Genomic DNA, 24968 nt, shown 5'->3' with positions numbered 1-24968 from the left:
TAAGATATCGGTATTGGGAAAGGAACGTTGCCCATCGCTTTGCCCTTCCAACCCAACTCACCCAAACCCTGCGTTTCCCGGAATGATTCTGAGATGAAATCCACCTACGACTGCGTCGTCATTGGCGCCGGCCCCGCTGGCACGGCTGCTGCATCCATCACCGCTGAAGCAGGATTGAGCACGTTGCTGATTGAGCGGGAGCAGGTTCCTCGCTTCCACGTGGGTGAATCACTGATGCCGGAAACCTACTGGCCCCTAGAACGGCTTGGGATGAACGAACGTGTTCGCTCGGCGGGATGGCAGGTCAAGAAGAGCGTTCAATTCGTAACCCACCGCGGCAACGAATCCTCGCCATTCTTTTTCCGCCAACACGACGATCGAGATTGCAGCGATACCTGGCAAGTCGAGCGAAGCGAGTTTGACAAGATGCTGTTTGACCGCGCCGCTGAATTGGGCGCCGACTGCTACGATCAGACCCGGTTGTTGGACGTCCGGTTCGATGAGACGGGAGCTGCATGTGGTGTGGAATTGAAATGCTCCGATGGCCAGACGCGGATGATCGATTGTCGAGTGGTGGTGGACGCCAGTGGCCAGCAGTCATTCTTGGCGAACAAACTGGGACTGAAGAAAGTCAATCCGGATCTCAAGAAAGCCGCCATCTGGACTTACTTTCGTGATGCCAAACGGGGTGAAGGTGACCACGAAGGCGCGACGATCATCATGAACACCGAGTCGCAGAACGCATGGTTTTGGTTCATCCCGCAGTCACGTGGGATCACCAGCATCGGTTGCGTCGGCGACAACGATTACTTGCTCAAAGGACGCGGGACTCCGGCAGAAGTCTTTCAGCAAGAACTGGCGAACTGCCCAGGATTGAAACCCCGTTTGATGGGTGCGACTCAGTTGGGCGATGTGAAAACGGCGAAGGAGTTTTCGTATTCAACGAGCCAGCACGCGGGGCAAGGATGGGTGCTGGTCGGGGACGCATGGGGGTTCATCGATCCGGTTTATTCGTCCGGCGTCTACTTTGCATTGGAAATGGGAATCCGAGCGGCCGATTGCATCGTCGAAGCGTTTGCTGCGGACGACTTGAGCGGTAAACGCTTGGGTGCGTGGAATGAGAGCTTTGAAAAAGGCGCGAGCTGGGTTCGCAAATTGGTGCATGCGTTCTACACCAAGGAGTTCAGCATCGGACGTTTCATGAAAGAACATCCCGAACATCAAGGAAACGTCACGAATCTGCTGATCGGTCGTGTTTTCCAAGACGGTGCCGGCGAGATGTTCGCCGACATGGACGCATCGATCCAGCGAGCCAAAATGAGCACGTCGATGTAGCGTTGAAGCGGTGCTCGAACTCCCTATCACTCGATCCAGGAGACTCTTAAATGAGTGAGCCGCAAGGCGCTAGTGGCCTGTTGATCTAATCGAAATTGGGAACGCAAGGGTGAGCCGTGGGCCGTAAGGCACCGGGCAATGCGGTAGGCCCGGCCGCTTACGCGTCGCGGCTCACTAAATCAACAGCCCGCTAGCTGCGGGCCTAGTGGCGTTGACGCATTCCTTCGAGGCCCGTGGCTAGTGCATCGTCCGGTCCTGATTTTGGGGTTAGCCGTTTTGGCGTTAGCCACGGTTGTGTCACGAAAACCGTGGCTAACGCCAAAACGGCTCATCTACCGAACCCACGTTCTAAGACTCGACGATGCACTAGCGCCATCGGCTCACAGTAATAACTCCGCCAAACTCCTTGTTGAAGGTGCAGGTCGCTCATGCACCCTCCCTCGCATTTATCGGTACTACTTTGCATCCGACTCCGGTAGTGCCTTGGCCTGATCCAACAGCGATTGCATGTCGGGATCGTCTGGTTTGTGCTTCAGCGAACGCTCGGCCCAATCGATGGCGGACTGCTTGTTTTTCTTGGCGAGATAGGTGCGAACCAAACCGTGCCAGCAGGCGACACCGCGTTTTGCCGTTTCGGCTTCGCCCTGCCGTTTGATCAAGTCCTCCGTGGCATGCCGCAATTCCTTTTCCGCCTCGTCCAAGTCGCCCTTCGCAAGCAGACTTTGCCCGATACCGTTGAGTGCCCCGGGATGTGACGGCGAGTCCTTCAACAGCTTCTTAAACTCCGCGATCGATTTGTCGTATTCCGCGAGATGCACGTACGTCCAACCTAATCCGTTTAACGCAGCTTCGTTTCCCGGCTCCTTCCCCAGTGCCGACTGAAACTTGGTCAGCGCCGTTCGCAGATCGTGCTTCTGCCACGCCGCCCATCCTTCGCTCGCCAACAACGACGCCGGAACATCGGATGATTCGGGCTCAGCGGTCTGCTGTTCTTTTTCTTTCGTCAATTGGTCGATACGATCGGCGATGATCATCTCAGCAGACTTCTTTCGCAACTCCAGTTGAGCTTTCACGCGTTGCAGATCCGCTTCCGCCTTTTCCACACGTGCCTGTTGCAACTCCATTTCCAACTGAAACGTTTTTCGAACAAGGTTCTCGATTGTTTGGCGTGAGTCCCCAAGGGGTGACGGTTCGTTGGCTGTGAGTTTGTCGTTTGCCGGTGTTGGCACTTCAGGCATGGCCACGTTCAATCGACGGAGTTCCTCTTCAAATACCTTGATCTTGATTGCGAGACTTTGAGCGGCGGGATGAGCATCACCGAATTTGGTCCGCACTCGCTGATACTCCGCATCTAACGTCCGTAGCATGTCTTCGAACTTGCTGGCGATCTTTTGTAGATTGGGATCTGAGTTTTCAGTCACGGCGTCGACTTGTTCCAACTCAGCAATGAGACCTTGTTTCCCATCGACGACAAATCGCTCTCCGGAGTATTCGCCTTGAAAGGTGGTAATCTCCAGCCCTGTGATCTCTTTGAGTCGTTCGCGAAGCTCACGCCCCTTTTCGGTGTGCCATGCGTACGCCCAAAAAAAGTCTGAGCGATTCTCGCCTGACTCTGTGAACCACGTGATGGTTTCAACTGGAATGTCGCCTGGAACTCCTACCACGGAATGCTTGAAGTAGCCGGGGATGATGACCTGACGCACGTCGGCTTCTGGAGCAATCTTGACGTTCCACTGGGCACCAAAGTAGCCGCTCATGACGAGGACAATGGGTCTACCGGTGGGCTGAACTTCTACAAATACCCGGTCGTCCTTGCCATGGTTCTTCGGGGAATAGATCCCCAGAACGTGCAATTCACAGTCCTTGAGCTTCTCGGGCGGCAACAATTCGGCTCGCACGAGTGAACACGGCAGCTGTAGAAACGCTGAGAGCATGACGCAACTGAGCACGCCGACAATGGATCGAAGCATGATTGACTCCAGAACGGGGATGGGGTGAACGGATGTGGGCAGGTGTTGGTGGCAAAGTCATTCTTCAGCAACGGTTTCGTTGAGCAGAATGTTCAGATCGGTCTCCAGTCGATCCAGCAGCGAGTCGTCAAACTCCCATTGCAACTCAGGTGGAGTCTCGTTCCGCGTTTGAGATGCGGACTCAACGAGAGATGCCCCCGATTCGCTTTGATGGGTGACCTCGGGATTTGTGGTACTGGGAGGACTTGATCCAGTCATCACGAACAGACCAAAGATACCGAGCAGCAATGACACGGCAACGAATGGCCAGACCTTTCGAACCGCTGGCCGATGTTCCACCAATATGGGCAGCTCGATAGTTCCCGGTTGCCTTAAATGTGCCAAGCAATGTTCCAAGTGATCGGCCAACTCATGAGCGTTGGCAAATCGATCGTCAGGACGTTTTTGCAGTAGCCGATCAATGATTTTGGACAACCAAACGGGCGTGTCTTCACGAATGTCGGTGAGTGAACGATGAGGTTCGTCGGTGATCTTGCGAAGCACTCCGTAGGGCGTCTCGGCGCGGAAAGGCGGGCGACCGCAAGCCATCGCGTACATCAGGCTGCCCAAACTGAACAAGTCGGTCCGTCCATCCACGGCTTCGCCCCTCGCCTGCTCGGGCGACATGTACTGAGGCGTTCCGGCCAACACCCCGCTACGAGTCAAGCTTGCATCGTCCGCCGTTCTCGCCAATCCAAAGTCGGTGATGATGACCCGCGAGACGCTGGAGGGCATCAGAATGTTGGCGGGCTTGATGTCACGGTGCACGAGGCCTTGATCATGTGCGGCGGCCAAGCCTCTGGCGATCTGAAGCGAGATTCCCACGATGTCATCGATGGGCAACGGTGCTGCTCGATCGATTCGCTGCTGCAACGATTCACCCTTCACATAAGGCATGACCAAGTAAGGCATCTCGTTCCAGTGATCCACCCCGTAGATCGAAATCACGTTGTCATGTAACACCGCCGCCGCCGCTTGTGCTTCGCGAGCAAAACGTTTTCGAGGTGCCGACTGGCAGGCATAGCTCGAATGCAAGACTTTGATGGCGACGAACCGATCCAGTGACACGTCGCGTCCTTTCATCACCACGCCCATCCCACCGCTCCCCACGACGCCGCAAATTTCATAACCGGCGAATCGCCCCAGCATGTCGGGATCATCCGTGGGATCCAGAAAGGTCAACTTGGTCGCATCATACAAAGCGTCTTTGTCGCCTTGGTCATCATCGCGACAAGCCGCAGCCGTTTCTTGCGTGGGCTCCAACGGAACATCGTTATCGCTCAAAAAAGTCTTCGCGTCCTCCCAGAACTCGCAATCGGCTGCGCGGAAGGCCAAGCGGTCGCCGCAAACGTGGCACGTTTCCAGATGTTGTTCAAAGGACGCCAAATCGGATGTCGACAAATCGCCATTCAAGAACTCGTCGATGCGATCGAACATGCAAGCCGTGTTGGGAGCGTTCATTTTCTGAGGGTTCATGATTCATCTTGCTCCGAATTCAAGTCCAACTCACGCACTTTTTCACGAAGTCGTCTCATCACCCGACTCCGCGCGGTGTAGACGCTCCCTCGTGTGCGTTTCAGTGACTCCGCCACTGAGTCCACCGGCTGATCCTGAACGACTGTTTGCCAAAACGCGTCCCAAGTGTCGGCGGAGAACTCCGATCGAATTTGCGATGCGGCGACCGCAAAGACTTCTCTGCGATATTGCAACATCAACGTCTGCGTCTGCTGATTGCATTCGGGTTGCTGGTGCAACCAATCCATCATGTCGCTGCCACCCGCGGCCCGATCGGCAAACCCACGCGTCAGAGCGTTGATGATGGCGCGGCGGGCGATGGTTTTTAACCAAGTGCCAAAGCGTGCTTGTCCGCTCTCAGGGTCAAAATTCTCGATCGCTCGGGAGACGGACAGCATGACGTGTTGTGCCAAGTCCTCCGCATCGGCTGCTTGCATTCCTTGGTGTCGCGCCATGTTGCAAACCACCGGTCGATACAATGCCGAAAACTCCGCCCAGGCGATGCGGTCCTGCGGATCACGGATTCGCAACAACAGGCTCGGTCGTGTCTCAGGGGTGGTCATTGAGCAACATCTGGACAACAGTAGGGGAACACGTCACGACTGTACGAGCATTGTTGTATGGGCGTCTTCAACAGTCCTACTCACGGTGCAGACAAGGATCTGTCAGAAATCACATGACATTTTCAGGATTTTCTCCGCGTCACTGGATTCTACTCGTAAACCCTTCGATTTCTTATTCGAGTCGGAGAGTCGAACGATAGTCGCTCGACTCTCCGAGTCGTTAGCGTGCGGCGGCATACGGCCGAACCATCTCGTACGTTTACTCGCCCAAGACACGGATGCTGATCTCCTGGACGTTGTTTGTTCGTGTTGGATGGTCGAAAGATCGTCTGACCTCGAACGCTTCGATCCCGTTTTCGACTCGGAGAGTCGAACGACAATGTTCCGTTTTCGACTCGACGAGTCGAACTGCGATTATCGAGTGATGACGACTTTTCCGAAGTGGGCACCGGAACGCATGTACTCGTATGCCGCTCGTGTCTCGTCGAAACCGAAGCTGCGATCGATGATCGGCACGATTTGGTTGACCGTGATGGCTCGGTTCATCGCTTCGAACATGTCGCGGCTGCCGACATAAATTCCTTGAACGGTCAGCCGCTTGAACAACACCATCATCGGCGAGGGATTCTGGTCCGGTTGCCCCGTCAGGACACCGATCAAGCTCACACGGCCGCTTGTTTTGGCAGAGGCGATGGATTTCTCCAAGGTCCCCGCCCCGCCGACTTCGATCACGTTATCCACGCCGACTCCATCGGTCGCCGCAAGAACCTTTTCCTGCCAATCGGGATGCTCTCGGTAGTTGATCGTGACGTCGGCGCCCAATCGCCGTGCATGCTCGAGTTTCTCGTCACTGCTAGAGGTGATGATGGTGCGTGCACCGAATGCTTTGGCAAATTGCAAGGCGAAGATCGAGACACCACCCGTGCCGAGCATCAGAACGCACTGTCCGGCTTGCAATCCGCCCAGCGTCAGCGATTGCCAAGCGGTGACCGCGGCACACGGCAGTGTTGCGGCTTGTTGAAAGGAATAGCTCTCCGGAATCGATACGCAACCGGACTCCGGCAAAACCACACGCTCGGCCAACACGCCATCGATTGCGCCACCGAGTGCTGAACCGATCTGTTGGTCGGTCAGCTCGCCGCCGATCCAATCTTGAAAAAAGATGCCCGCGACGCGATCACCGACTTGGAATCGGGTCACCTCATCGCCAACCGCGACGACCTCACCGGCACCGTCGGACAGCGGAATCATCGGCGGATCACGCTTGACCTTGTCATTTCGATAGTACCCGCCGTGAGGCATCCCAAGATCGCGATAGTTGAGCGACCAAGCTTTCATGTCGATCAGGACGTCGCGTGGACCGACGATCGGTTCCGGCAAGTCGACTTGTTGTAGGGCATCCAATCCGGTGGGGCCGGTGATGTGAAAAGCTTTCATGGCAGAGATCCCTATGGAGAATCCGGTTCGGGTGAGCGGAAAGTTTTTTCGAAAAACGGTTAAGGGGTTTTTGTACCGGTCTCGCATGAGTCTGTGCAGTCGCGATCACGACGCTGACCGCGAAACGCTCAAAAGTCACCCAAAACCTGAGAAAAACGATGAAAACCATTCTGAAAACGATTTCAGTCGCTGCCCTGTTGGCCGTCACAATCACTTTGTCTGCCCCCCAAGCGGGCGCACAAGGAGCTGGATCTTGGGTCGACATCGGCCCAGGTGCCGTCGGGGCCGGAGCCAATGCCGAGGGACAATTCCAGTTCGCACGCTCACGCAGCAGCAACAAAAACGGGCTGGGTTTCGGACATGGTTTTGCCGTCGGTGCCGGCCCCCAAGGCATCGCGATCTCGAACACCATCGGAGCGGGCGGAGGACCTTTGGGGGCAGCCCACAACCTGAACCTGAACATCGGTCCCAACGGAACCCACATCAGCCACGGTGGTGTGGTCAGCGAAGGAGGCAATCGCCGCGTGATTTCTGGAGGTCAGACGGGAATTCAGAACGGACAGGTCTGGGGCGGCAGTGAATCGTCCGGCTTTGGACAAAACACCCGAGCGTACTCCAAGAGCCACACGCGGCAGTTCAACAACGGTACGGTCCCGTACGGTTCGGCCTACGGAAACGGGGGCTTCAGCAACAACAACAATCGGGGCGGCTTTCGCTCCACGGCACCCGTCGCCCGAATGATCTTTCGCCGCTGATCTCAACTGCTCAACGAACGCCTGCTGCCGCCACTGATGCGGGAGCAGGCGTACTTTTGCGCGCGTCCACTTTCCCGACTCTCTTTTTCACATTCACGGAAAAAAACGATGAAGAAACAGATCACACGATTCTCCTTGGCAGCGATGCTTTTGTTCGGAGCCACCACCGCGATCGGCCAAGAACCCGATGCAGTGCAACCGCCATCGCGACCTGCTGCCGTGCAGCAGAACGCCCCTTGGGGAATCTCGACACGCCCGATCCCACAAATACTCCGCCTGCACCTTCCCGGAATTCCTCCGGATTGCGGCATCTGGATCCGCGAGGTCGAGCCTCAGAGCCCTGCCGCACGACTGGGGCTTCAGCCAAACGATCTGCTATTGGAAATCGACGGCCTGCCTATCGCCGCGGTCCTGCCTCCAGCAGCAGAAAACTCGATGGTCAGCGTCCTCCGAAATGGCCAGCCGCTGCTGCTGACACCACGACAGAACATGCGTCGTTGGTTTCCCTACACCACTCATTCACCGCAAAGGACGATTCCGCAAATCCCAGTGCCACAAATATCGGCGTGGCCAGCCGGCGGAGTCGGCGTTTCAGCGTACGCCACCGGAAACCAGTCTTTCTCGGTCAGTCGGGTCGGTGATCAGATTTCGATTGAGATGTCCGATCCTGACGCTTCACCCGAGCCCATTCGGTTTGCCGGTACGCCGCAAGAAATCCTGCACCAACTCGATGCCTGCGCGCTCTCGATCGATGCCAAGCAAAAGGTGCGGCAGGCCATCGGTCAGTGATCCGCAAAAAAGATCGCAAACGGTTAAGGGATTTCGACAGATACCACGCATGTCTCTCTTGAAGGCCGACGACGGCCACTCACCCACCACGACGCCAAGTCAACCCCGTTCACAAAAGGAACACGACAATGAACCGCATCATCACCACCATCGCCCTGGCCGCCGTCTGCTTGCTGACCGCAGAAGCGAATGCTCAAGTCACCGCGTCGAGCTATTCGACAGGCGGAACCGCCATCAGCACGGCTCGTGGATACGGCAACACGCAACTGAACGCAACTGCCGTCGCCACCCAAGGAGGATACGCTCGGGCCAACATGTATGGTCAAGGCACCAACGGCGGTTTCGCCCGCGGTAACAGCACTGCGATCTCCCACGGCGGAGTCGCAATCAGCAACGGTCGATCCATCGCCAACGGCTGGGGTGCTCAGTCGGTCGCCAATTCGACCGCTCGCACCTACCAAGGATTCGCTCGTAGCAACAGCAATGCGGTCGCCAACGGATACTGGGCTCAAGCCGGTGCGGACGCCAACACCAGTACGTTCCAACAGTACGGCAGCTCTTCCGCAGAAGCGATCGACAATCGAATGAATAACTACAACCCGGTTTATCCGACCTACAGCACCGGCGTCCAACCGATGCGACGCTTCTTTCAACGCTAATCATTAGCACAAATACAACAGATCCTCGCATCGATCATCGGTGCGAGGTTTTTGCGTGGGCTACAATCCAAATCACGACTCAATCCATTCCAAGCGAGGGAAAAATCGCCATGTCTCAGCCAAAATCGAATCCTCAGGTCGATTCACTGATCAACGATCTGAAAAAAGGGGACTTGCCCAGACGAGATTTCCTGCGTCGCGTTGTCGCCACGGGGCTCACCTCGGCGACCGCCTACGCTCTGCTGGCACAAACCAATGCTGAGGCGCAAGACAACCGCATGACCACGATGGCCGTCGGCGAAGAAGGCAGTGGTCCCACCCCACAACCGCTTCCTCAACCACCACAGCCTTACTACCCGCCGAGCAACAACCCAACGACGTTGGCCGTGGGCGAGGAAGGCTCGCCGAGTCCGACTCCCACCACGAACACTTGGGGTGAAGAAGCGACACCGCCGCCACCGCAAGTCACCACTTATGCGGTGGGCGAAGAGTCACCACGACCGCCCCAGCCGACCACTCAAGCGGTTGGTGAAGAACAGTATTGCCCGACACCCAGGCCACAGCCGGTTCCAACGCCGCCACCCACCGCGACGACGTTGATGGTCGGCGAAGAAGGCAACCCCACGACGCGGGCGATTGGAGAGGAAGGCTCGGTGACCACTCATGCCGTTGGCGAGGAAAATCCCCATCCGCAACAGAACATCACCACTCGAGCCGTTGGCGAAGAAGGCAATCCGCGTCCAGGCCGACCGGGGTTGCCAACTTTCCAAACGCCACAAGGATTGCGGTCGCGAGTCATCGAGAAAGCTCCCAACATCTGGAAAGGTTTTCGACGGTGGTAGTCGAGACGCCATTGTTGATCGTCGGAGGCGACTCGGATCCCAACACACAGCGAATCGTCGATCAAGCGCACTTGCGGGGCATCGACTATCTGTTCTGGGACACGGACCGCGACGACGCGTGCCAAATCGCATGGGATTTTCACGCGCCGGCGATCGACCTCGGTGATCAACGTGTCGCGCCGAAAAGTATTTTCTTGCGATACAACGTGTTCGATGGTGACGCGTCAAAGAACCTTGCCGCGTTCGACGTGGTGCAGTCCTTTGCGCTGGCTTGGCCGGAGATCCGCATTCTCAATCGCGCGTCGATGACGGATGCGAACAACAAATCAGCCAACCTGAGGCACGCGATTCACGCCGGTTTTGTGATCCCGGACACCTTCGTTTTGGGCAACGCCACGCCACTGGCCAAGATGCCCTGCGGTGACCGCCATGTGATCAAACCGCTGGGCGGCGGCGCTCACACTCGATCCGTCGATTCGATCGCCAACGACACGAATGCCTTGTCCGAACTGAATCCTCAGTTTGTTCAAGAAAAGCTCGATGGAGAAAACTTGCGTGTGTTTTCGATCGATGGCAACCTGTTTTGTTTCCATCTGATCACCGACGAATTGGACTACCGCGATGATGTCCAAGTCGACGTGGTTCAGGTCGATGTCCCGCTCTCTGTCATCGAACCGACTCACCGACTCGCTGGGAAACTGCAGTTTGACTACTGCGCTCTGGACTTTCGCTGCCGCAACGGCATGTCGGCCCCGGTCTTCCTAGAAATCAATTCCTTTCCCATGTTCGTCCGATTTGATGACGCAAGTGAAAACGCGCTAGCCGACGCCGTCCTGTCATTTCTGGTTTCTGGCTCATAACGTCGGTAAACCATCGCAAAGCCGCCAGCAGAGTCGGGTTTTAGATCGTTTGACCCGCAGCCGAAGGCGTAGGAGACGCTACCAAACGGTTGGCACCGCAGTGTCAAAAGCCGCTTCCGCCTGCGCCTTCGGCTACGGGTCAAACGGTGCTGGGTTCGTTTTCTACTGATGGCCCGCCAATCGTGACAACGTCATCAAGCCGCGTTCGTTCTCGTTGAGATAATCGGCGAACGCACGACGGATCGCTGGCAGCGGCATCAAGTTGCCTTGTTCGGCCGACCGTTTCATTGCTTCTCCCAAAACGCATTGGGAAATCCCATCGGCCGCGACACCACTGCCGTAGGCCAACAAAATTTCACCCGGCGAGAGATGAAACGTCGTCGAGAACGCGTTGATGTCCAAAGCACTTGCCAGCGGCTGAGCCTTTCCGTCCGCCAAAGGACGATAGCCGAAACGGCTGCCGACGATCGCGCTGATGTTGCCGGCAACGACCAACTCACCTTCGCCGCTGGAAACGTCCAAACGAGCGTAGAGCATGGACAACAACTGGTCGGCGGTGCTGGATTGCCACAATGTGTCGTTGATCCGTTGCATCAATTGCAGCGGTGTGTGTCGATAACCACAATGAGCGGTCAGTGCGGCTCTGGCGGTTGCAGCAACCATCGCGCCAGCTGCGGACTTGTCATCGGCTTCGGCCATCGCGATCATCATCGTGCCATCGGGCAAGATATCCCAAGTGTGCCAACCGGTTGCCCAATCCAACGGTGATTCCAACATCCCGTCGGCTTTCCATCCCTGTGCGATTTGATCGACCGTGGGCAATCCTGCATGCTGCCAATGCGCGATGTCGCGAATGGATCGAAAATCGACACGATGCAAACGTTCTCGTCGCTCCGACGCAGCAGCCGACAATTGCAGGGTCAGTTGCGTCGCGGTCATCTTGGCGATGGCGGAATCCGCGTCAGAAAGTTCGGTTTCACGACTGGAGAATAGCCACAGGGTTCCGATCGGCAAGTCGCCTTTCATCAACGCGGCGCAGATCGCAGAGCCGCATTTCTCCGGACATTTCCAAGTATCGATCACACCGCCGTCTGCTTTCTCGATCAAGACGACGTTCTGGACCATGGCCTCCAGGTCAGCTCGGCTACCACGCAATGCGCGCGGCTTGTTCTCCAGTCGGTCGCTGGGCAAACCGACAACGGCGCGTGCTTTGAGGAACTGTGTGTCGTCATCCAACAAATAGATTGCTGCGGCATCGAACCCACACGCCGCGATAGCTTGTTGTAACGTCGCTTCGACTTGATCGGCCAACGCGATTTGCGCATCAGGTCCACTCAAGACACTCGCCCGTGCCGCCAACTCGGCTTCCTGCCGTCGGATGACCGCTTTGAGTTCGTCGATTTCTCGACTCATTTCGGCCGCACAATCGGCCAGCATCTGAGCCTTGGACTGACTGACCGCCGGCAATGATTCGTCATCCGGTCCCGCAATCATGTCCCATTCAATGGCGGGTCGGACGGTCACATGTTCGCCACGCCCGGGGCGATCAACACGCCATCCCGTTACTGCGGAATATGCGGTCCAGAACTGTTCGGACGCGTTGGGTGTTACCGGACGCTGCGTGGCGCTCGGACGGGGTCCATGGTGGACACGTAGATAAGGAGGTTTGGAGTCGTGCACAGAATATCGCCAGGACTTGTTGGTCGGTTCGGGCGGCATTCCCTGCCGGAATTGTCGACGAGCGATCACCAGGGTGAATGGAATCACCCTGGACAACACGCTCTCGAAAAGCTTCCTTGTTGCGATAGAGATCGACCGCCCTCAGCGTTTCACTGAAACGTTTGATCGCTAAACTCGCCGAACTCAACCGGCACGACCGAACGACCGGTATGGACAGACGATTCGATTCAACCGCTCCCTCGCTCGACAACTGAAGTCAGGATGACTCGGGCAGTGTGAAATAAAACGTACTGCCCTTGCCTAGCGTTGAATCAACCCAAATCTTTCCTTGGTGACCTGCGAGGATCTGTTTGCAGACGGCCAGCCCGATCCCGGTGCCTGGATACTGCTCGCGAGAATGCAGCCGCTGAAAGATGTCAAAGATCTTTTCAAACTGATTCTCCGGGATTCCGATTCCGTTGTCTTGAATCGAAAACAACCACTCGCCATTTTGAAGCTCCGCAGCAACATGCACTTTCGGCGATTCTGCACAGTACTTCAGCGAGTTTCCCAGCACATTTTGCATCAATTGCACCATTTGTCGCCTGTCACCCTGAATCACCGGCAGGTCACTGTGTGTCACCGAACCACCGGATTCCTGAATCGCTGTTTGCAATAATTCGATGGCATCGTCAACGACGTTCTCCATCTCGACCGATTGGAACGACAACTCCTGGCGTTCCAAACGAGAATACTCCAGCAGATCGTGAATCATCGCCTGCATCCGTGTAGCGCCACCGACAATCCGTTCAATGTAGTCATCGGCCGTGTCATCCAGCCTGCCCCGGTAATCGTCTTGCAAGAACTGGGCGAAGCCGACAATGGCTCTCAGCGGAGTCTGCAAGTCATGTGAAGCGACAAAAGCAAACTGCTGCAAGGCGATGTTTCGATTCTGCAATTCGTTGTTGGCTGCTTCCAAGGCGATATTGAGCCGCTGCAACTCTTGTTCGTCCTGTTTCTCTTGCGTGATGTCAACGTGAACGCCGAGCATTCGTAGCGGCTTGCCGTCGATATCGAACTGGCCTTTCCCCCGCGCCAACAGCCAACGGTAGGATCCGTCGCGGGCTTTCATCCGAAAGACGGAAACATACTCGCCTGATTTCCTGCGATAATATTCTTCGATCGTTTGAAACGCCCCCTCCTTGTCATCCGGGTGCAGCGCCTCGACCCAATCGTCGAAATGACTCCAATTCGCCGTGGGTGGGTATCCGAGTTGCTTCTTGTACGAATCAGAATAGAAGACTTCGTTGGTCTCATTGTTCCAATCCCAAAGTCCCACATTGCCTCCATGCATGGCTAGTTCCAAACGATACTGTGTGGCAGCCAAGTCGACAGACCATTGACTGACCATCTCCTCCAGATGTGCGTTCTCGTTCTCTTGCCTTTGCTCTAATCCTTTTCGCTCCGTGATATCAACGAACGAAACAACTGTCCCCCCCAGTTCACCAGCGGAGTTCACTGGATAGGCCCAATATTCGACAGGTAACGCAGCTCCGCAGCGACGAAAAAACACTTCGTCGGTAACATGGACGCCGATCCCTGAGCGTGATGTTTCATGAATCAGACATTCTGACTCGGGGTAATTGCTCCCGTCGGCTCGGCAATAGTGAATGATGTCATGCAACTTCCTACCGATCAACTCACTCGGTGACTGATACCCAAGCAGTCGCACGCAAGCCGTGTTGGCAAAGGTGCAGACCCCATGGACGTCCAGACTAAAGATTCCTTCGTAAATGGAGTGCACGACGTCCGAGAGCTGGGAGCCGAGATTCGACGTTGCCGTTTGTCTTTTGGCCTGCCTCGCAGAATCATGGAGCAACACAGTGAATTCGTGTTCCCCGTCGATCTCCACCGGCAAGATTCTCAGTTCAACCAGCCGCCGACTGCCGTCACGATGAAGCAAAACGCGTCGAAATCGTCTGTACAGCAGCGTGTGATCGCCTGTTTGTCGAAAGGTTGCCAGGGTGGCGAGGTGCCAGGAACGGTGCTCAGGCGAGATCAAGTGCCGCGCGAATGAGCGCCCCGACAACTCAACCTCAGACCACCCCAACAGCTTCTCGGCTTGGACGCTACATCCAAGAATATCGCCCTCCCCATCAACCCAAACCACAGCATCTCGAATGCCTGTCGTCAAAACCTCCAATCGCCGTTGAGCGAGGTCAAGCTCATCCTTCAATCGGGAGACTTCATCCCGCTGGGACAACCGAGCTATCTCGCTACGCCCCGCCGCATTCATCGATGACACTGATGCTTTCTCTCTCAAGACTCATTGTTGTTGGTTCGCGTGCCGAGCCCGAATTATTCCCGTGATTGAGTAGAGTTTCAATAACTGGTTTCGTTCAAGGTGTTTGGGCGAATAGGCCTTCAAGCAGTCTGCGGATAGATCAACGGTTCGCCAACAGTGGCTCGATCGTACCGGTACTGTCCGCAAAGCGGTCGATGGACAAGCCCATCATGCGTGCTTGGGTCAACCAAAGATTCGCCAACGGCGTGCCCTCGGGCATGTTGATGTGCCGCCCCGCTCCGATTCGATTTCCGCCACCACCGACGATGATGGGCAGATCGTTGTACTGATGAGTAGAACCGTCCCCCAAGCCCGATCCGTAGGTGAACAGCGTGTTGTCCAACAAGGTCGATCCATCGGACTCTTGGATCGCATCCATCCGCTGCATCAGATACACGTATTGCTCCATGTGAAAACGATCCACTTTCAACAAATCGTCGATCATTTTGGTCTGGTTGTGCGACATCTGGTGATGACTGCGAGGCGTGTCGAACAATCCCTCGAACATGTAGGGAGTGTCCCAACGCTCAGGTCCGACCATGAACGTGGCCACGTTCGTTAGCCCCGTTTGCAACGCAACGACCATCAAATCGCCCATCAATCGGATGTACTCACCTCTGGGCAAATAGGCTTCTGTCGGTTCATCAAATTCCACGTGCGACAACTCGCTCTTCATCGACTCCAAACGATTCATCTGCACTTCGATTGCTCGAACGGAATCAAAGTATTCAGTGAACTTCTGACGATCGGTGTAACCAAGATCCTTGGTCAACGAGCGGGCATCCTCCAGCACAAGATCTGTGATGTCCCGATAGCGATCCATTTCTTGCGTGGAGAAAAGACGGCGATACATCTTTCTCGGATCACGGATCGACGGTGCAAGATGCCCCGTTCCGTACCACGAGATGTTGTCAAAGTAGATAGACTCCTTGTTGTCGCGATGGCTATTGCAACTGAACTCCAAGGTGCGAAACGGAGTCTGGCCGCCCACATGATCGGCAACCAAATGATCCAACGTGCGGTCCAGCGGCCACGCCGTCCCCTGGACCGTGTACGGTGGCGCACTGCTCAAGTAACAAGAGGCACACTGGGCATGCACGTCAGTTCCCTGCTGGAACGTGCGATCCATGCCGGTGATGAAACAGACCTTGTCTTTGAGCGGACTCAAAGGCTGCATCGTCGGGGTTAATTCGTCCAGCGGTTTGACACTGTAAAACGGATCCTGTTTGCCCAGCGATTTCATCACGTTGCCGAGATTGCCCTTAGGAATCACATCGTCGGCTTCGCCGGGAAAGAAACCACGGCGGACCACGCCGATGGGAACATAGAAATGAGCCATCCGCAACGGTGTCGTCGTCGCCCCGTTAGCGATCGCGATGCCTTCCAGCCAGGGCAAAGCCAAAGCGGAACCGCCCAGTCCTCTCAAGAACGTCCGACGTGATGTTGAGCTCAAGGTTGACTCCTCGCTTTGCTCTTGCTTTGAAACGACTTACTCAGCACGACCTGTTTGATCAACGTCTGCATTCGATACTGGTCAGCGATCGTTTTTTCCGTGATTTCGTCCAAGGAGATTTGATCGCTTGGTCCAAGTTCTCGGGCGAGGGCATAGGACAACAGATGCCCAGCCAACGCTCGCGTGAACCGATCCTTTTCTGTCATAATAGCATCCTTGAACTCGGCGATGTCGTGGAATTCGTGCCGACGGAAGAGCGTTCCCGCCACATCGACTTCGCGACCGTTCTCGTACTTGTCACGCCAAGTCCCGACCGGACTGAAATTCTCCAACGCAAAACCGAGCGGATCGATCTGCTCATGGCAGCCTTTGCAGTCCGCACGTTCGCGGTGCATCGCCAGCCGTTCGCGCAACGTCAGGTGTTCTTCGCCATCGCTTGGTTTCTCATCCAGTGGCGGCACGTCGGCCGGAGGTGGTTCCGGAGGATTGTTAAATATCACCGTCGCAATCCATGCCCCTCGTGTGATCGGTTGTGTCCGCAGGGGCCCCGATGTCATCGTCATGACTGCTGCGTTGGTGATCAACCCACCACTTCGACGATCCGTTACCGGCACACGGCGAAAATCCAGCACCGTCACCGCGCCAGCTCCTTTACCGGTACGCTGACCATCGGTCGCAAGTACACCATAGGCGTTCTCGAGCAAGTCGGAGCGATACGTGAAATCCGAATCGATGAATTGTGTGATCGGCTGGTTCTCGATCAACACGGTTTCAAATAGCAACAACGGCTCCAGCATCATGTGCATGCTGTCGCGATACTTGGCGAAATAAAAGTCGGGAAACTTTTCTGGATCGGGGACCGATGAAATGATTCGATCCAACTGCAACCATTGCGTTGGGAAACTGTCACAGAATCTTTTCAGCTTGTGATCCCGCAGCATCCGTTCGACTTGCCCCTCCAACACGGCAGGATCGGCAAGCGTCCCGGCAGATGCCAATTCCAGCAACTCGGCATCAGGCAAACTGCCCCAGAGAAAAAACGAAAGACGAGAAGCCAAGTCGTAGCCGTCTACTGACGCGACCGGTGATTCCTCTCCGGAGCCGTCATAAAGGTACAAGAAACGAGGCGAGGACAATGTCGCGGCGGCGGCCGATTTCATCGCATCGATAAAAGAGACACCCGATTCCAATTGTCGCGTGACATAGCTCGTGTAACGATCGACCGTTTCCTCAGCAGCCGGACGCCGAAAGGCACGCTCCAAAAAAGTCGCCAAACGCTGACGGACGATCGTTTCCACATCAGCGTCAGGCTTTGGGGGCTCGAAAAACGATTTCCAGATGCCGACGTTGGCGGGTGTGAAGTCTGGACTCTGGGTGATTGACTGGCCAAGGTTTAAGAACGCTTCCATCAACAGTGGCGAAAGTGAAAGATGGTCGCCGCGATTGTCGTAGCCGTGCTCGGCACGCAAGTCCTGGGGAAACGCGGCGACTCCCGCCAAACGTTTTTCGATCATCTGTGACTTGCCCAGCGGTCGGCTGCCGACAGAAACCACCTCCGCCATTTTGCCCGACTCTGGTTTGAAATAGCCCTTGTGCTCCCGCATCATCCGCTCGGGCAAAGTGAACACGATGCATCGAAGGTCAAAGAGATCGATGACTGCATTGTTATACTGAAAACGATTCATTCGCCGGATCGGCGTGTCCGGAAAAGATCGCTTGGAGGCCACCGCCGCATGAAGCTGTCGGCGCAAGTCCACCATCAGCTCATGCCGCACGTCGTCCGCCAACTCCGGCTCGCCTTCGGGTGGCATCTCTTTCAGATCAAGCACCGCGATCAATTGACTGAGCAACTCGGAGTCCTCAGCCAGGTCCCCGACGCGTGGTTCGGTCAAATCGACATCACCTTGGACGTCGTCGTCCGCACCGTGACATTTGACGCAGTGCCGTTGAAAAACGGACGCCAAAGAATCGTCATCGGCCATGATTGACGGCAACGGAACTTGAACGATGCAGACAAGGAGGATGCTGCAGAACCCTTGCATAAACCTCATGTCGTTCGTCCAACATCTAACAAGTGACTGTAAACATGTACGTCAGGCTTTCTAGCCTGACATGCGATCATGTACGTCAGGCTTTCTAGCCTGACATGCGCTGTATATGTCAGGCTGGAAAGCCTGACGTACGTGCTGTAGATGTCAGGCTAGAAAGCCTGACGTACGTGGGACACTAACCTGCGACCATTTCCTCGAAGACCTTTCGCTGCTCGATCAAGGCGGCGATCTTGTCTTTGGGATCCGTGCGTGCCTCCAACAAAATCCATCCTTGGTAATTCATCTGACGGAACAGCCGCATCAACTTAGCGTAGGGATAATCGCCAATGTTCAATTCGCGGACATGAACCGTGTCTCCAAATCGTCCCTTCAGCAGCTCAAAGTTTTTCTCCAAACCAGGTCCCTTGAGATCTTCGTCGTTGGAGTTCCAGCAGATGGTGGCATTGGGGTGATCCGCGACGTCAAAAATCGCTTTCATGACATCGATTTCTTGGGTTTCTTTGCCGTGCACCTCGACGCGGATTTGCTGGCCGAAATCGGCACCAAACGCAGCGACATCGTTGAGCGCTTTCCCGATCTGCTCGATCGTTTGCTCGTGGGGGACTCCTTTGACCAGTCCGTTCGGCTTCACTTTGACGCCGGATGCGCCGCAGTCGTGCATCAACTCGACGTATCGTTTCGTCAACTCGATGTTAGCCTGCAACTTCTTGGGATCCGCTTCGTGGTACTGGGCATTGGAACCGTAGCCCACCAATTCGACAGGGCTGTCGGCAAAACGTTTCTTGACATCCTCCCGTTCGGCCTTGTTCAGACTCGGCTCCACGCCGTGCTTGTGCTCGGTACGAAGCTCAACGCCGTTGAGTCCGGATTTTTCACAGACATCGATCAGCGTCGGCAAATCCATGTCTTTGCCCCACAGATAGGTCACCAACCCGAACTGCATGTCCGACGGACCAGCAGGTTTGGCAGCGAGGGTCTCTGTGGCCAGTGGACCGGCCGATATGGCCGCGGCCACGGACGTCACCACGGACGCCTTTAACATCGAACGTCGATCAATGGGATTCATGGAAACTCAAATCGGTGAGGGGAATGAGAACAAGCGGGGCAGGTTTACAAACCTGCCCCACGTCAGGAAGCGTCGCGTTTTCTCTGCTCGTTGTTTGATCAGACGTTCGCTCCTTCGGGGACTTCGAATCCCTTTCGATACTCACGGGTCAACATCGCGTTTGCGTCGTCGTTGTTGGTGAACTTCTCCGTCTCGGGATCAAACTCCAGCATCGGCCCCAGGGCAAGTGGCGTCTTGTCCAGATCCACACCGTTGGCTTCCAAGTGCTCGATGGTTCGTTGTAGCGTCGCGGCGTTGTCGTCAAGACTCTTGATTTTTGACACGGCGGCTTTGATCTCGTCAGCCGAAGCGGGATTCTTTTCGCCCAGGTAGTACGAAATGTTGCCCAAGTGGCTAACGCCTGCGGACAAGTGACCTGTCATCGCATCTGCGTTGAGCGAGCCGTAATCTCGGGAGGCACATGCGGAAATGAAATTGGCAAAGTGGGCATCGCCGACATCGTTTGCGGTGAAACTCTTGATCTCTTTCATGTCTTTATCAAAAGCACGGCAGTGGCCATAGGAGATCTGAGCCACGTAGCCTTCGGAGCCGTAGAAAATCACCCCGATTTTGTTGCCGGGGTCCTTGCCGAACATACGCTCGACTTCGTCACCCGCTGTCTTGGAGACATCCAAACCTCGAGTCTCAAAGACGATGCATTTGTCACCGTAATCATAAATCGAGACTTCAGTGTTCCCCGTGTCGCCTGCGTCGACGTAGCTAGGGTCTTTGCGTTCGGCTTGATAACCCAATCGGCCACCGTAGGTAAGGATCGCATTGGGATGACGATCCAGCCCCAGTCCCCAACGTGCGATGTCGGTTTGGTGAGGACCTTGGTTTCCCAAATCACCGTTGCCGTAGTGACGCTGCCAGTGCCAATCGTAGTGGAATTTTTCACGTGTGAGCTTGGGGTCCGTATAGGTCGCTGGCCCGCTCCACAGATTGAAATCGACATTGGGTGGGATCGGATAATCGCCCAGTCGGCCTATCGACTTTCGACGCTTGTAGCACAACCCGCGAGCGAACTTGACGTCACCGATTCCGCCATCGGCAATGAACTTCACCGCGTCTTGGCAAGCAGAACTGCTGCGTGACTGCGTTCCGGTCTGGAACATGCGTCCATAGCGTTTGGCTGCTTCGACCAGCGCGCGTCCTTCGTGGATGTTGTGACTGATCGGTTTCTCGATGTACACGTCCTTGCCCGCTTGCATCGCCCAGACACCCATCAAAGCGTGCCAGTGGTTGGGGGTTGCGCAGGTCAGGATGTCGAAGCCATCGGAATCGAGTGCTTGACGCACATCCGTGAACACGGCGGGGCGTTTTCCTTGTTTATTCTCAATCTCGCTTGCTCGCCGACTGGCGACTTCGCTATCGACGTCGACGATCGCGCTGATGACCGTTCGTTGATCTTTCATAAACCCACGAATGTGTTCGGCACCTCGACTGTTGACACCAGCGATGCAAACGCCCAACTGCTCGTTGGGGCTCTGAGCGATTGAGCGACGTGTGGACGCGGCGACCAAAGCGGACGCGGCAACGGCAGAGAATTGACGACGATTCAGTTTGGGCATGGGGGACACTCGTGGGACCGGGAGGAAGTATGAAGGGGATTAAGTGTAGTCGATATCGTCTAACGCCAAGCCATAGGCGACAACGTTTGTACGTATTCGTCGACGCCTGCGGCTAGTTTTGTTTAACGCCAAGCCGTAGGCGACAACGTTTGTATGTATTCGTCGACGCCTTCGGCTTGTCGTTAAACGATGCCGTAGGCGACAACGTTTGTACGTATTCGTCGACGCCTTCGGCTTGTTTTGTTTAACGCCAAGCCGTAGGCGACAACGTTTGTATGTATTCGTCGACGCCTTCGGCTTGTCGTTAAACGATGCCGTAGGCGACAACGTCTGTACGTATTCGTCGACGCCTTCGGCCTGTTTTGTTTAACGCCAAGCCGCAGGCGACAACGTCTGTATGTATTCGTCGACGCCTTCGGCTTGTCGTTAAACGATGCCGTAGGCGACAACGTCTGTACGTATTCGTCGACGCCTTCGGCTTGTCGTTAAACGATGCCGTAGGCGACAACGTCTGTACGTATTCGTCGACGCCTTCGGCTTGTCGTTAAACGATGCCGTAGGCGACAACGTCTGTACGTATTCGTCGACGCCTTCGGCCTGTTTTGTTTAACGCCAAGCCGCAGGCGACAACGTCTGTATGTATTCGTCGACGCCTTCGGCTTGTCGTTAAACGATGCCGTAGGCGACAACGTTTGTATGTATTCGTCGACGCCTTCGGCTTGTTTTGTTTAACGCCAAGCCGTAGGCGACAACGTCTGTATGTATTCGTCGACGCCTTCGGCTTGTCGTTAAACGATGCCGTAGGCGACAACGTCTGTACGTATTCATCGACGCCTGCGGCTAGTTTTGTTTAACGCCAAGCCGCAGGCGACAACGTTTGTACGTATTCGTCGACGCCTGCGGCTTGTCGTTAAACGATGCCGTAGGCGACAACTGACGCCTGCGGTCATTATGACAGGCCCGCGTGGCGAATGCATCATCTGTCGGCGATCAATACTCAGTTCTGAAAGAACTCGTGTTTTTCGTCGCCGCCACTGATCAAGTACGCGACCAAATCGAGAATCTCGTCTTTGGTCATCCGATTCAGCAGGCCGGTCGGCATGGCCGATGTCTTGGAAACAGCCAACTCTTCGATCTGCTTGCGGTCGATATTGACGCGTTCATTGGGATCGGTCAGGTCGGTATTGATGGTCATCGAGTCGCCGTTGAGATTGACCACGACGCCGGTGTACACCTTGCCGTCATCGGTCAGCACCTGAACGGATGAAAACTGGTCGTTGATCACTTTGCTGGGATTGACGACTTGATCGAGCAAGTCATGGGGCGAATACCGACGGCCCGCGGAAGTCAAGTCCGGCCCCGTCATGCCTCCTTGATCACCGAATCGGTGACAAGCATAGCAACCGGTCGCCGCAAACATCTTGCGTCCGTTCTCGTAGTCACGATGTTTCAAACCGACCTTGGCCGCAGCGGACAATTCGTCCAACTGCCACTCCGTGCTGGAACGGCCGGCAAAGATTTCGCCGAGGTTCTCCAGGGCAGACTTCTTTTCCGGTTTCCTTGCCAACAACTCCGCCATGTCGTTCTTTTGCGAGTCGGTCAATGAAGCGACCGCGTCGTTACGAATGAACTCGATGAACTTGTCAAAACTTGCACCACCCTTGTAGTTGGCCGCTTTGAGGAACCACTCAAAATACGCTTGGTGCAACTCCGGCGTCCAACCTGCGGTCAGCATCCGAATCGAACGAGCGTACTGCATCTGCTCTTCTTGGGTCGGAGCCGATTGGATCAACGCGATCGCTTTGGCCGCCACGGTTGGTGATTGCAGGTAAGCGAGGGTCTCGCACAGCAACCAATTCATCTCGGCCGTCTTGGCGGGGAACAGCGGATCCAGACTGGCGATCAGCTTTTGAACCATGGCCTCATCGGGCATGCCAAACCGATTCAAAATGACTTGGGCGGTCCGTACCAGCGTCAACTGAGCCGACAGATCCAGCTTCGATGCATCGATCGCCGCGATGGCGGACAGCAACTTGTCTCGCATGGCGGTGTCGACCGGCGGCGTTGAGTCCGTTCGGTGCTGCGGACAAACGCCGGTCACCCGAGCCAGAGCGAGCAACGCTTCCGCTTGTTTTGCGGGATCAGATTCGGACAACGCTTTCTCAGTCCAAGTCTCAGCCGGCTGATGCTCGATCGCGGTCCGAGCGGCGAAACGAATGAAGCGATCTTCGTCTGCCAAGTGTGGCCAGGCGGCAGCAATCGCGGCAGGATCCTGCTTGCCATGAAAGGCTTCCAGCATCCGACGCATTTCCACAGCTGGATTGTTGTTCGGCACTGGAGGTGCCGGATCGGTCGATTGATCACCCACATACGTCACGCGATACAAACCGGACTGAACACGTCGACCACCGATCGTGAAATACATCGCGCCGTCTTGGGGGCGAATGATCGCGTCGGTGATCGGCAACGGAGCGCCGGTCACAAATTCTTCTTTGGTTGCCGTGTAGCTAGAACCACTGGGCTCCAGGTGCACCGCGTAGAGCTTTCCCCAGCTCCAGTCCAACGCGTACAGAGCGTTCTGATACTTCGCGGGAAACTTTGCTCCGTAACCGAACGTCACGCCGGTGGGCGAACCGGGACCGATGTCCAAGATCCCCGGCATGTTGTCTTCGTAGAACGGCATCCGTTTGCCCGCACCGTTGCGCCACCCAAACTCAGCGCCACTGGTGACATGACAAATGCGTGTCGGTCGGTACCATGGCGTGTTGAAGTCGTACTCCATGTCGGCGTCGTAGGTGAACAGTTCGCCGTCGTGATTGACTGCGGCGTCAAAAACGTTGCGAAAGCCTGAAGCAAAGGCTTCGAACTTTTCGCCATCGGGCGAGACGCGATAGATGATTCCTCCGGGTGCGAGCACGCCACGGTTGTGTCCACGTCCGTCTGGCATGCTGGGCAACAAGTGGTCTTCGCCCCATACCTGACGAACCGGAGAACTGTCGGCCAGTTCTGGCGCGGTCGCATTGTTTCCCGTCACGAGATACAACGCTTTGCCATCCGGCGTGGGCATCAAAGCGTGGACGCCGTGGTCGCTGCGTGATTTGATCGCGTGGAGCAATTCCACTTTGTCCAGTTGATCGTCGCCGTCGCTGTCGGTGATGCGATAGAGCCCCGAGTCAATCTTTTGCTCATAGTCATTGACGCCGACGTACAGGGCACCAAAAGCCCAGACCATTCCGTTGACCGCGCGGATCTTTGCGGGCACTTCCTCGATCATCGTCTCATCGACGGGGGTCCCGACCGGCGGCGGAGTGATGCGGTACAGACCGCCGAATTGATCACTGACCAGCAAGCGGCCTTTGTCGTCCGTGCACAGGTTGACCCACGATCCCTGCTCGGTACCAGGAACAGAGTAAAGCAACTCGACTTGAAATCCGTCGGCGGCTTTGATCCGGTCAATCGGCGTCGCCGTGTTCCCGCCGATTGCGGGACCGACTTCCGCTTGCCGTTTTTTCTTGGCCGGAGCCGGTTTCGCGTCCTGGGCGACAACCGATTGGGAAATGAGAATGAAACAGACTGCAAGTGAGAACATGGCTGCCACGCAATGAGGCAACCAACTGATACGGGGCTTCTTCATGAGGTGCGAAATTTTGAGAAATAGTGTGACAGGTGGGGATTTGGGAGCGACATCGCTCCGGCAAGGTGGGCGGTGGATCGTATTGTATCAAACGAATTCCGCGGGCTCCGCCGCAGCACCTGATTTTTTCGGCGAAAGTCGATTCCGCGAGCGCAGCCGAGACGCCCCCCGAGCCCGATTGAGACTGCTGATTGAGTGAGACGCGAGGCGTTAGCCCGGACTACTCAAAGTTTGGTGTTGCGGCATTGTTTTTTCAGTCCATGTTTTCGTTCCATGCATCGCAATCAAAGTGAGCCTCAGGCGCTAGCCGTGGGCCGGCACCACAATCCGCCTCAGGCCCACGGCTAGCGTCTGAGGCTCACTGGGGCCACCAGCTGCGCCGGCAGT

At 55.9% G+C, this 24968-nt stretch carries 17 protein-coding genes; 6 read left to right on the top strand and 11 right to left on the bottom strand.

From position 1 onward, the window contains the following. Positions 1-93: 93 nt before the first annotated feature. Positions 94-1335, top strand: coding sequence for an NAD(P)/FAD-dependent oxidoreductase (locus Pla52nx_RS12640; protein WP_146518489.1), 1242 nt, complete (start codon positions 94-96; stop codon positions 1333-1335). Positions 1336-1790: 455 nt separating this feature from the next. Here Pla52nx_RS12640 and Pla52nx_RS12635 read toward each other — a convergent pair whose 3' ends face one another. The 4 genes from Pla52nx_RS12635 to Pla52nx_RS12620 all read right to left on the bottom strand — a co-directional run bounded on the left by Pla52nx_RS12635 (position 1791) and on the right by Pla52nx_RS12620 (position 6859). Beyond that, positions 1791-3305: a tetratricopeptide repeat protein gene (locus Pla52nx_RS12635; RefSeq protein WP_146518490.1), complete on the bottom strand. Its 1515-nt coding sequence runs from the start codon at positions 3303-3305 to the stop codon at positions 1791-1793. A gap of 57 nt (positions 3306-3362) precedes the next feature. Then, positions 3363-4820 (bottom strand): serine/threonine-protein kinase, encoded by a 1458-nt coding sequence (locus tag Pla52nx_RS12630; protein WP_146518491.1) that lies wholly within the window; start codon positions 4818-4820, stop codon positions 3363-3365. Then, a complete protein-coding gene (locus tag Pla52nx_RS12625; RefSeq protein WP_146518492.1) occupies positions 4817-5422 on the bottom strand; it encodes an RNA polymerase sigma factor in 606 nt (201 codons plus the stop codon). Before Pla52nx_RS12625 ends, Pla52nx_RS12630 begins: the two co-directional genes overlap by 4 nt. Positions 5423-5836: 414 nt before the next feature. Further along, positions 5837-6859, bottom strand: coding sequence for a zinc-dependent alcohol dehydrogenase family protein (locus Pla52nx_RS12620; RefSeq protein ID WP_146518493.1), 1023 nt, complete (start codon positions 6857-6859; stop codon positions 5837-5839). Between the two features lie 158 nt (positions 6860-7017). On the opposite strand from Pla52nx_RS12620, the gene Pla52nx_RS12615 reads away from it, so the two are divergent. From Pla52nx_RS12615 to Pla52nx_RS12595, 5 genes are all read left to right on the top strand, one after another. Then, complete coding sequence (locus Pla52nx_RS12615; RefSeq protein WP_231741722.1) at positions 7018-7614, top strand: hypothetical protein; 597 nt, start codon at positions 7018-7020, stop codon at positions 7612-7614. A gap of 108 nt (positions 7615-7722) precedes the next feature. Beyond that, positions 7723-8403, top strand: coding sequence for a PDZ domain-containing protein (locus Pla52nx_RS12610; RefSeq protein ID WP_146518494.1), 681 nt, complete (start codon positions 7723-7725; stop codon positions 8401-8403). A gap of 128 nt (positions 8404-8531) precedes the next feature. Continuing rightward, a complete protein-coding gene (locus Pla52nx_RS12605) occupies positions 8532-9062 on the top strand; it encodes a hypothetical protein (RefSeq protein WP_231741723.1) in 531 nt (176 codons plus the stop codon). Between the two features lie 110 nt (positions 9063-9172). Continuing rightward, positions 9173-9904, top strand: a complete 732-nt coding sequence (locus tag Pla52nx_RS12600; protein WP_146518495.1) for a hypothetical protein — start codon at positions 9173-9175, stop codon at positions 9902-9904. Beyond that, positions 9898-10764: an ATP-grasp domain-containing protein gene (locus tag Pla52nx_RS12595; protein ID WP_146518496.1), complete on the top strand. Its 867-nt coding sequence runs from the start codon at positions 9898-9900 to the stop codon at positions 10762-10764. The genes Pla52nx_RS12600 and Pla52nx_RS12595 overlap by 7 nt, the downstream gene beginning before the upstream one ends. A 162-nt stretch (positions 10765-10926) precedes the next feature. Here the strand turns inward: Pla52nx_RS12595 and Pla52nx_RS12590 are convergent, their stop codons facing one another. From Pla52nx_RS12590 to Pla52nx_RS12560, 7 genes are all read right to left on the bottom strand, one after another. Beyond that, complete coding sequence (locus Pla52nx_RS12590) at positions 10927-12531, bottom strand: SpoIIE family protein phosphatase (RefSeq protein ID WP_146518497.1); 1605 nt, start codon at positions 12529-12531, stop codon at positions 10927-10929. Between the two features lie 169 nt (positions 12532-12700). Beyond that, positions 12701-14719, bottom strand: a complete 2019-nt coding sequence (locus Pla52nx_RS12585) for a PAS domain-containing sensor histidine kinase (RefSeq protein ID WP_231741748.1) — start codon at positions 14717-14719, stop codon at positions 12701-12703. Positions 14720-14867: 148 nt separating this feature from the next. Beyond that, positions 14868-16220 (bottom strand): DUF1552 domain-containing protein, encoded by a 1353-nt coding sequence (locus Pla52nx_RS12580; RefSeq protein WP_146518499.1) that lies wholly within the window; start codon positions 16218-16220, stop codon positions 14868-14870. After that, positions 16217-18202, bottom strand: coding sequence for a DUF1592 domain-containing protein (locus Pla52nx_RS12575; RefSeq protein ID WP_231741724.1), 1986 nt, complete (start codon positions 18200-18202; stop codon positions 16217-16219). Before Pla52nx_RS12575 ends, Pla52nx_RS12580 begins: the two co-directional genes overlap by 4 nt. Positions 18203-18446: 244 nt before the next feature. Continuing rightward, positions 18447-19337, bottom strand: coding sequence for a sugar phosphate isomerase/epimerase family protein (locus Pla52nx_RS12570; RefSeq protein ID WP_146518501.1), 891 nt, complete (start codon positions 19335-19337; stop codon positions 18447-18449). 98 nt (positions 19338-19435) lie between these two features. After that, the gene (locus Pla52nx_RS12565; RefSeq protein WP_146518502.1) at positions 19436-20947 is read right to left on the bottom strand and encodes a Gfo/Idh/MocA family protein; all 1512 of its coding nucleotides are present in this window, start codon (positions 20945-20947) and stop codon (positions 19436-19438) included. 997 nt (positions 20948-21944) lie between these two features. Further along, positions 21945-24581, bottom strand: coding sequence for a c-type cytochrome (locus Pla52nx_RS12560; RefSeq protein WP_231741725.1), 2637 nt, complete (start codon positions 24579-24581; stop codon positions 21945-21947). Positions 24582-24968: the final 387 nt, after the last annotated feature.

It is taken from the genome of Stieleria varia, from assembly GCF_038443385.1.
Taxonomy (GTDB): domain Bacteria; phylum Planctomycetota; class Planctomycetia; order Pirellulales; family Pirellulaceae; genus Stieleria; species Stieleria varia.
The sequence above is the reverse complement of the archived record's forward strand: the minus strand, read 5'-3'. Positions and strand labels throughout refer to the sequence as shown.

Excerpts from the sequence above, each read along its gene's own strand:
- Pla52nx_RS12640 (WP_146518489.1), top strand. The coding sequence starts at position 94 with ATGAAATCCACCTACGACTGCGTCGTCATTGGCGCCGGCCCCGCTGGC.
- Pla52nx_RS12635 (WP_146518490.1), bottom strand. The coding sequence starts at position 3,305 with ATGCTTCGATCCATTGTCGGCGTGCTCAGTTGCGTCATGCTCTCAGCG.
- Pla52nx_RS12630 (WP_146518491.1), bottom strand. The coding sequence starts at position 4,820 with ATGAACCCTCAGAAAATGAACGCTCCCAACACGGCTTGCATGTTCGAT.
- Pla52nx_RS12625 (WP_146518492.1), bottom strand. The coding sequence starts at position 5,422 with ATGACCACCCCTGAGACACGACCGAGCCTGTTGTTGCGAATCCGTGAT.
- Pla52nx_RS12620 (WP_146518493.1), bottom strand. The coding sequence starts at position 6,859 with ATGAAAGCTTTTCACATCACCGGCCCCACCGGATTGGATGCCCTACAA.
- Pla52nx_RS12615 (WP_231741722.1), top strand. The coding sequence starts at position 7,018 with ATGAAAACCATTCTGAAAACGATTTCAGTCGCTGCCCTGTTGGCCGTC.
- Pla52nx_RS12610 (WP_146518494.1), top strand. The coding sequence starts at position 7,723 with ATGAAGAAACAGATCACACGATTCTCCTTGGCAGCGATGCTTTTGTTC.
- Pla52nx_RS12605 (WP_231741723.1), top strand. The coding sequence starts at position 8,532 with ATGAACCGCATCATCACCACCATCGCCCTGGCCGCCGTCTGCTTGCTG.
- Pla52nx_RS12600 (WP_146518495.1), top strand. The coding sequence starts at position 9,173 with ATGTCTCAGCCAAAATCGAATCCTCAGGTCGATTCACTGATCAACGAT.
- Pla52nx_RS12585 (WP_231741748.1), bottom strand. The coding sequence starts at position 14,719 with ATGAATGCGGCGGGGCGTAGCGAGATAGCTCGGTTGTCCCAGCGGGAT.
- Pla52nx_RS12575 (WP_231741724.1), bottom strand. The coding sequence starts at position 18,202 with ATGGCCGATGACGATTCTTTGGCGTCCGTTTTTCAACGGCACTGCGTC.
- Pla52nx_RS12570 (WP_146518501.1), bottom strand. The coding sequence starts at position 19,337 with ATGAATCCCATTGATCGACGTTCGATGTTAAAGGCGTCCGTGGTGACG.
- Pla52nx_RS12565 (WP_146518502.1), bottom strand. The coding sequence starts at position 20,947 with ATGCCCAAACTGAATCGTCGTCAATTCTCTGCCGTTGCCGCGTCCGCT.
- Pla52nx_RS12560 (WP_231741725.1), bottom strand. The coding sequence starts at position 24,581 with ATGAAGAAGCCCCGTATCAGTTGGTTGCCTCATTGCGTGGCAGCCATG.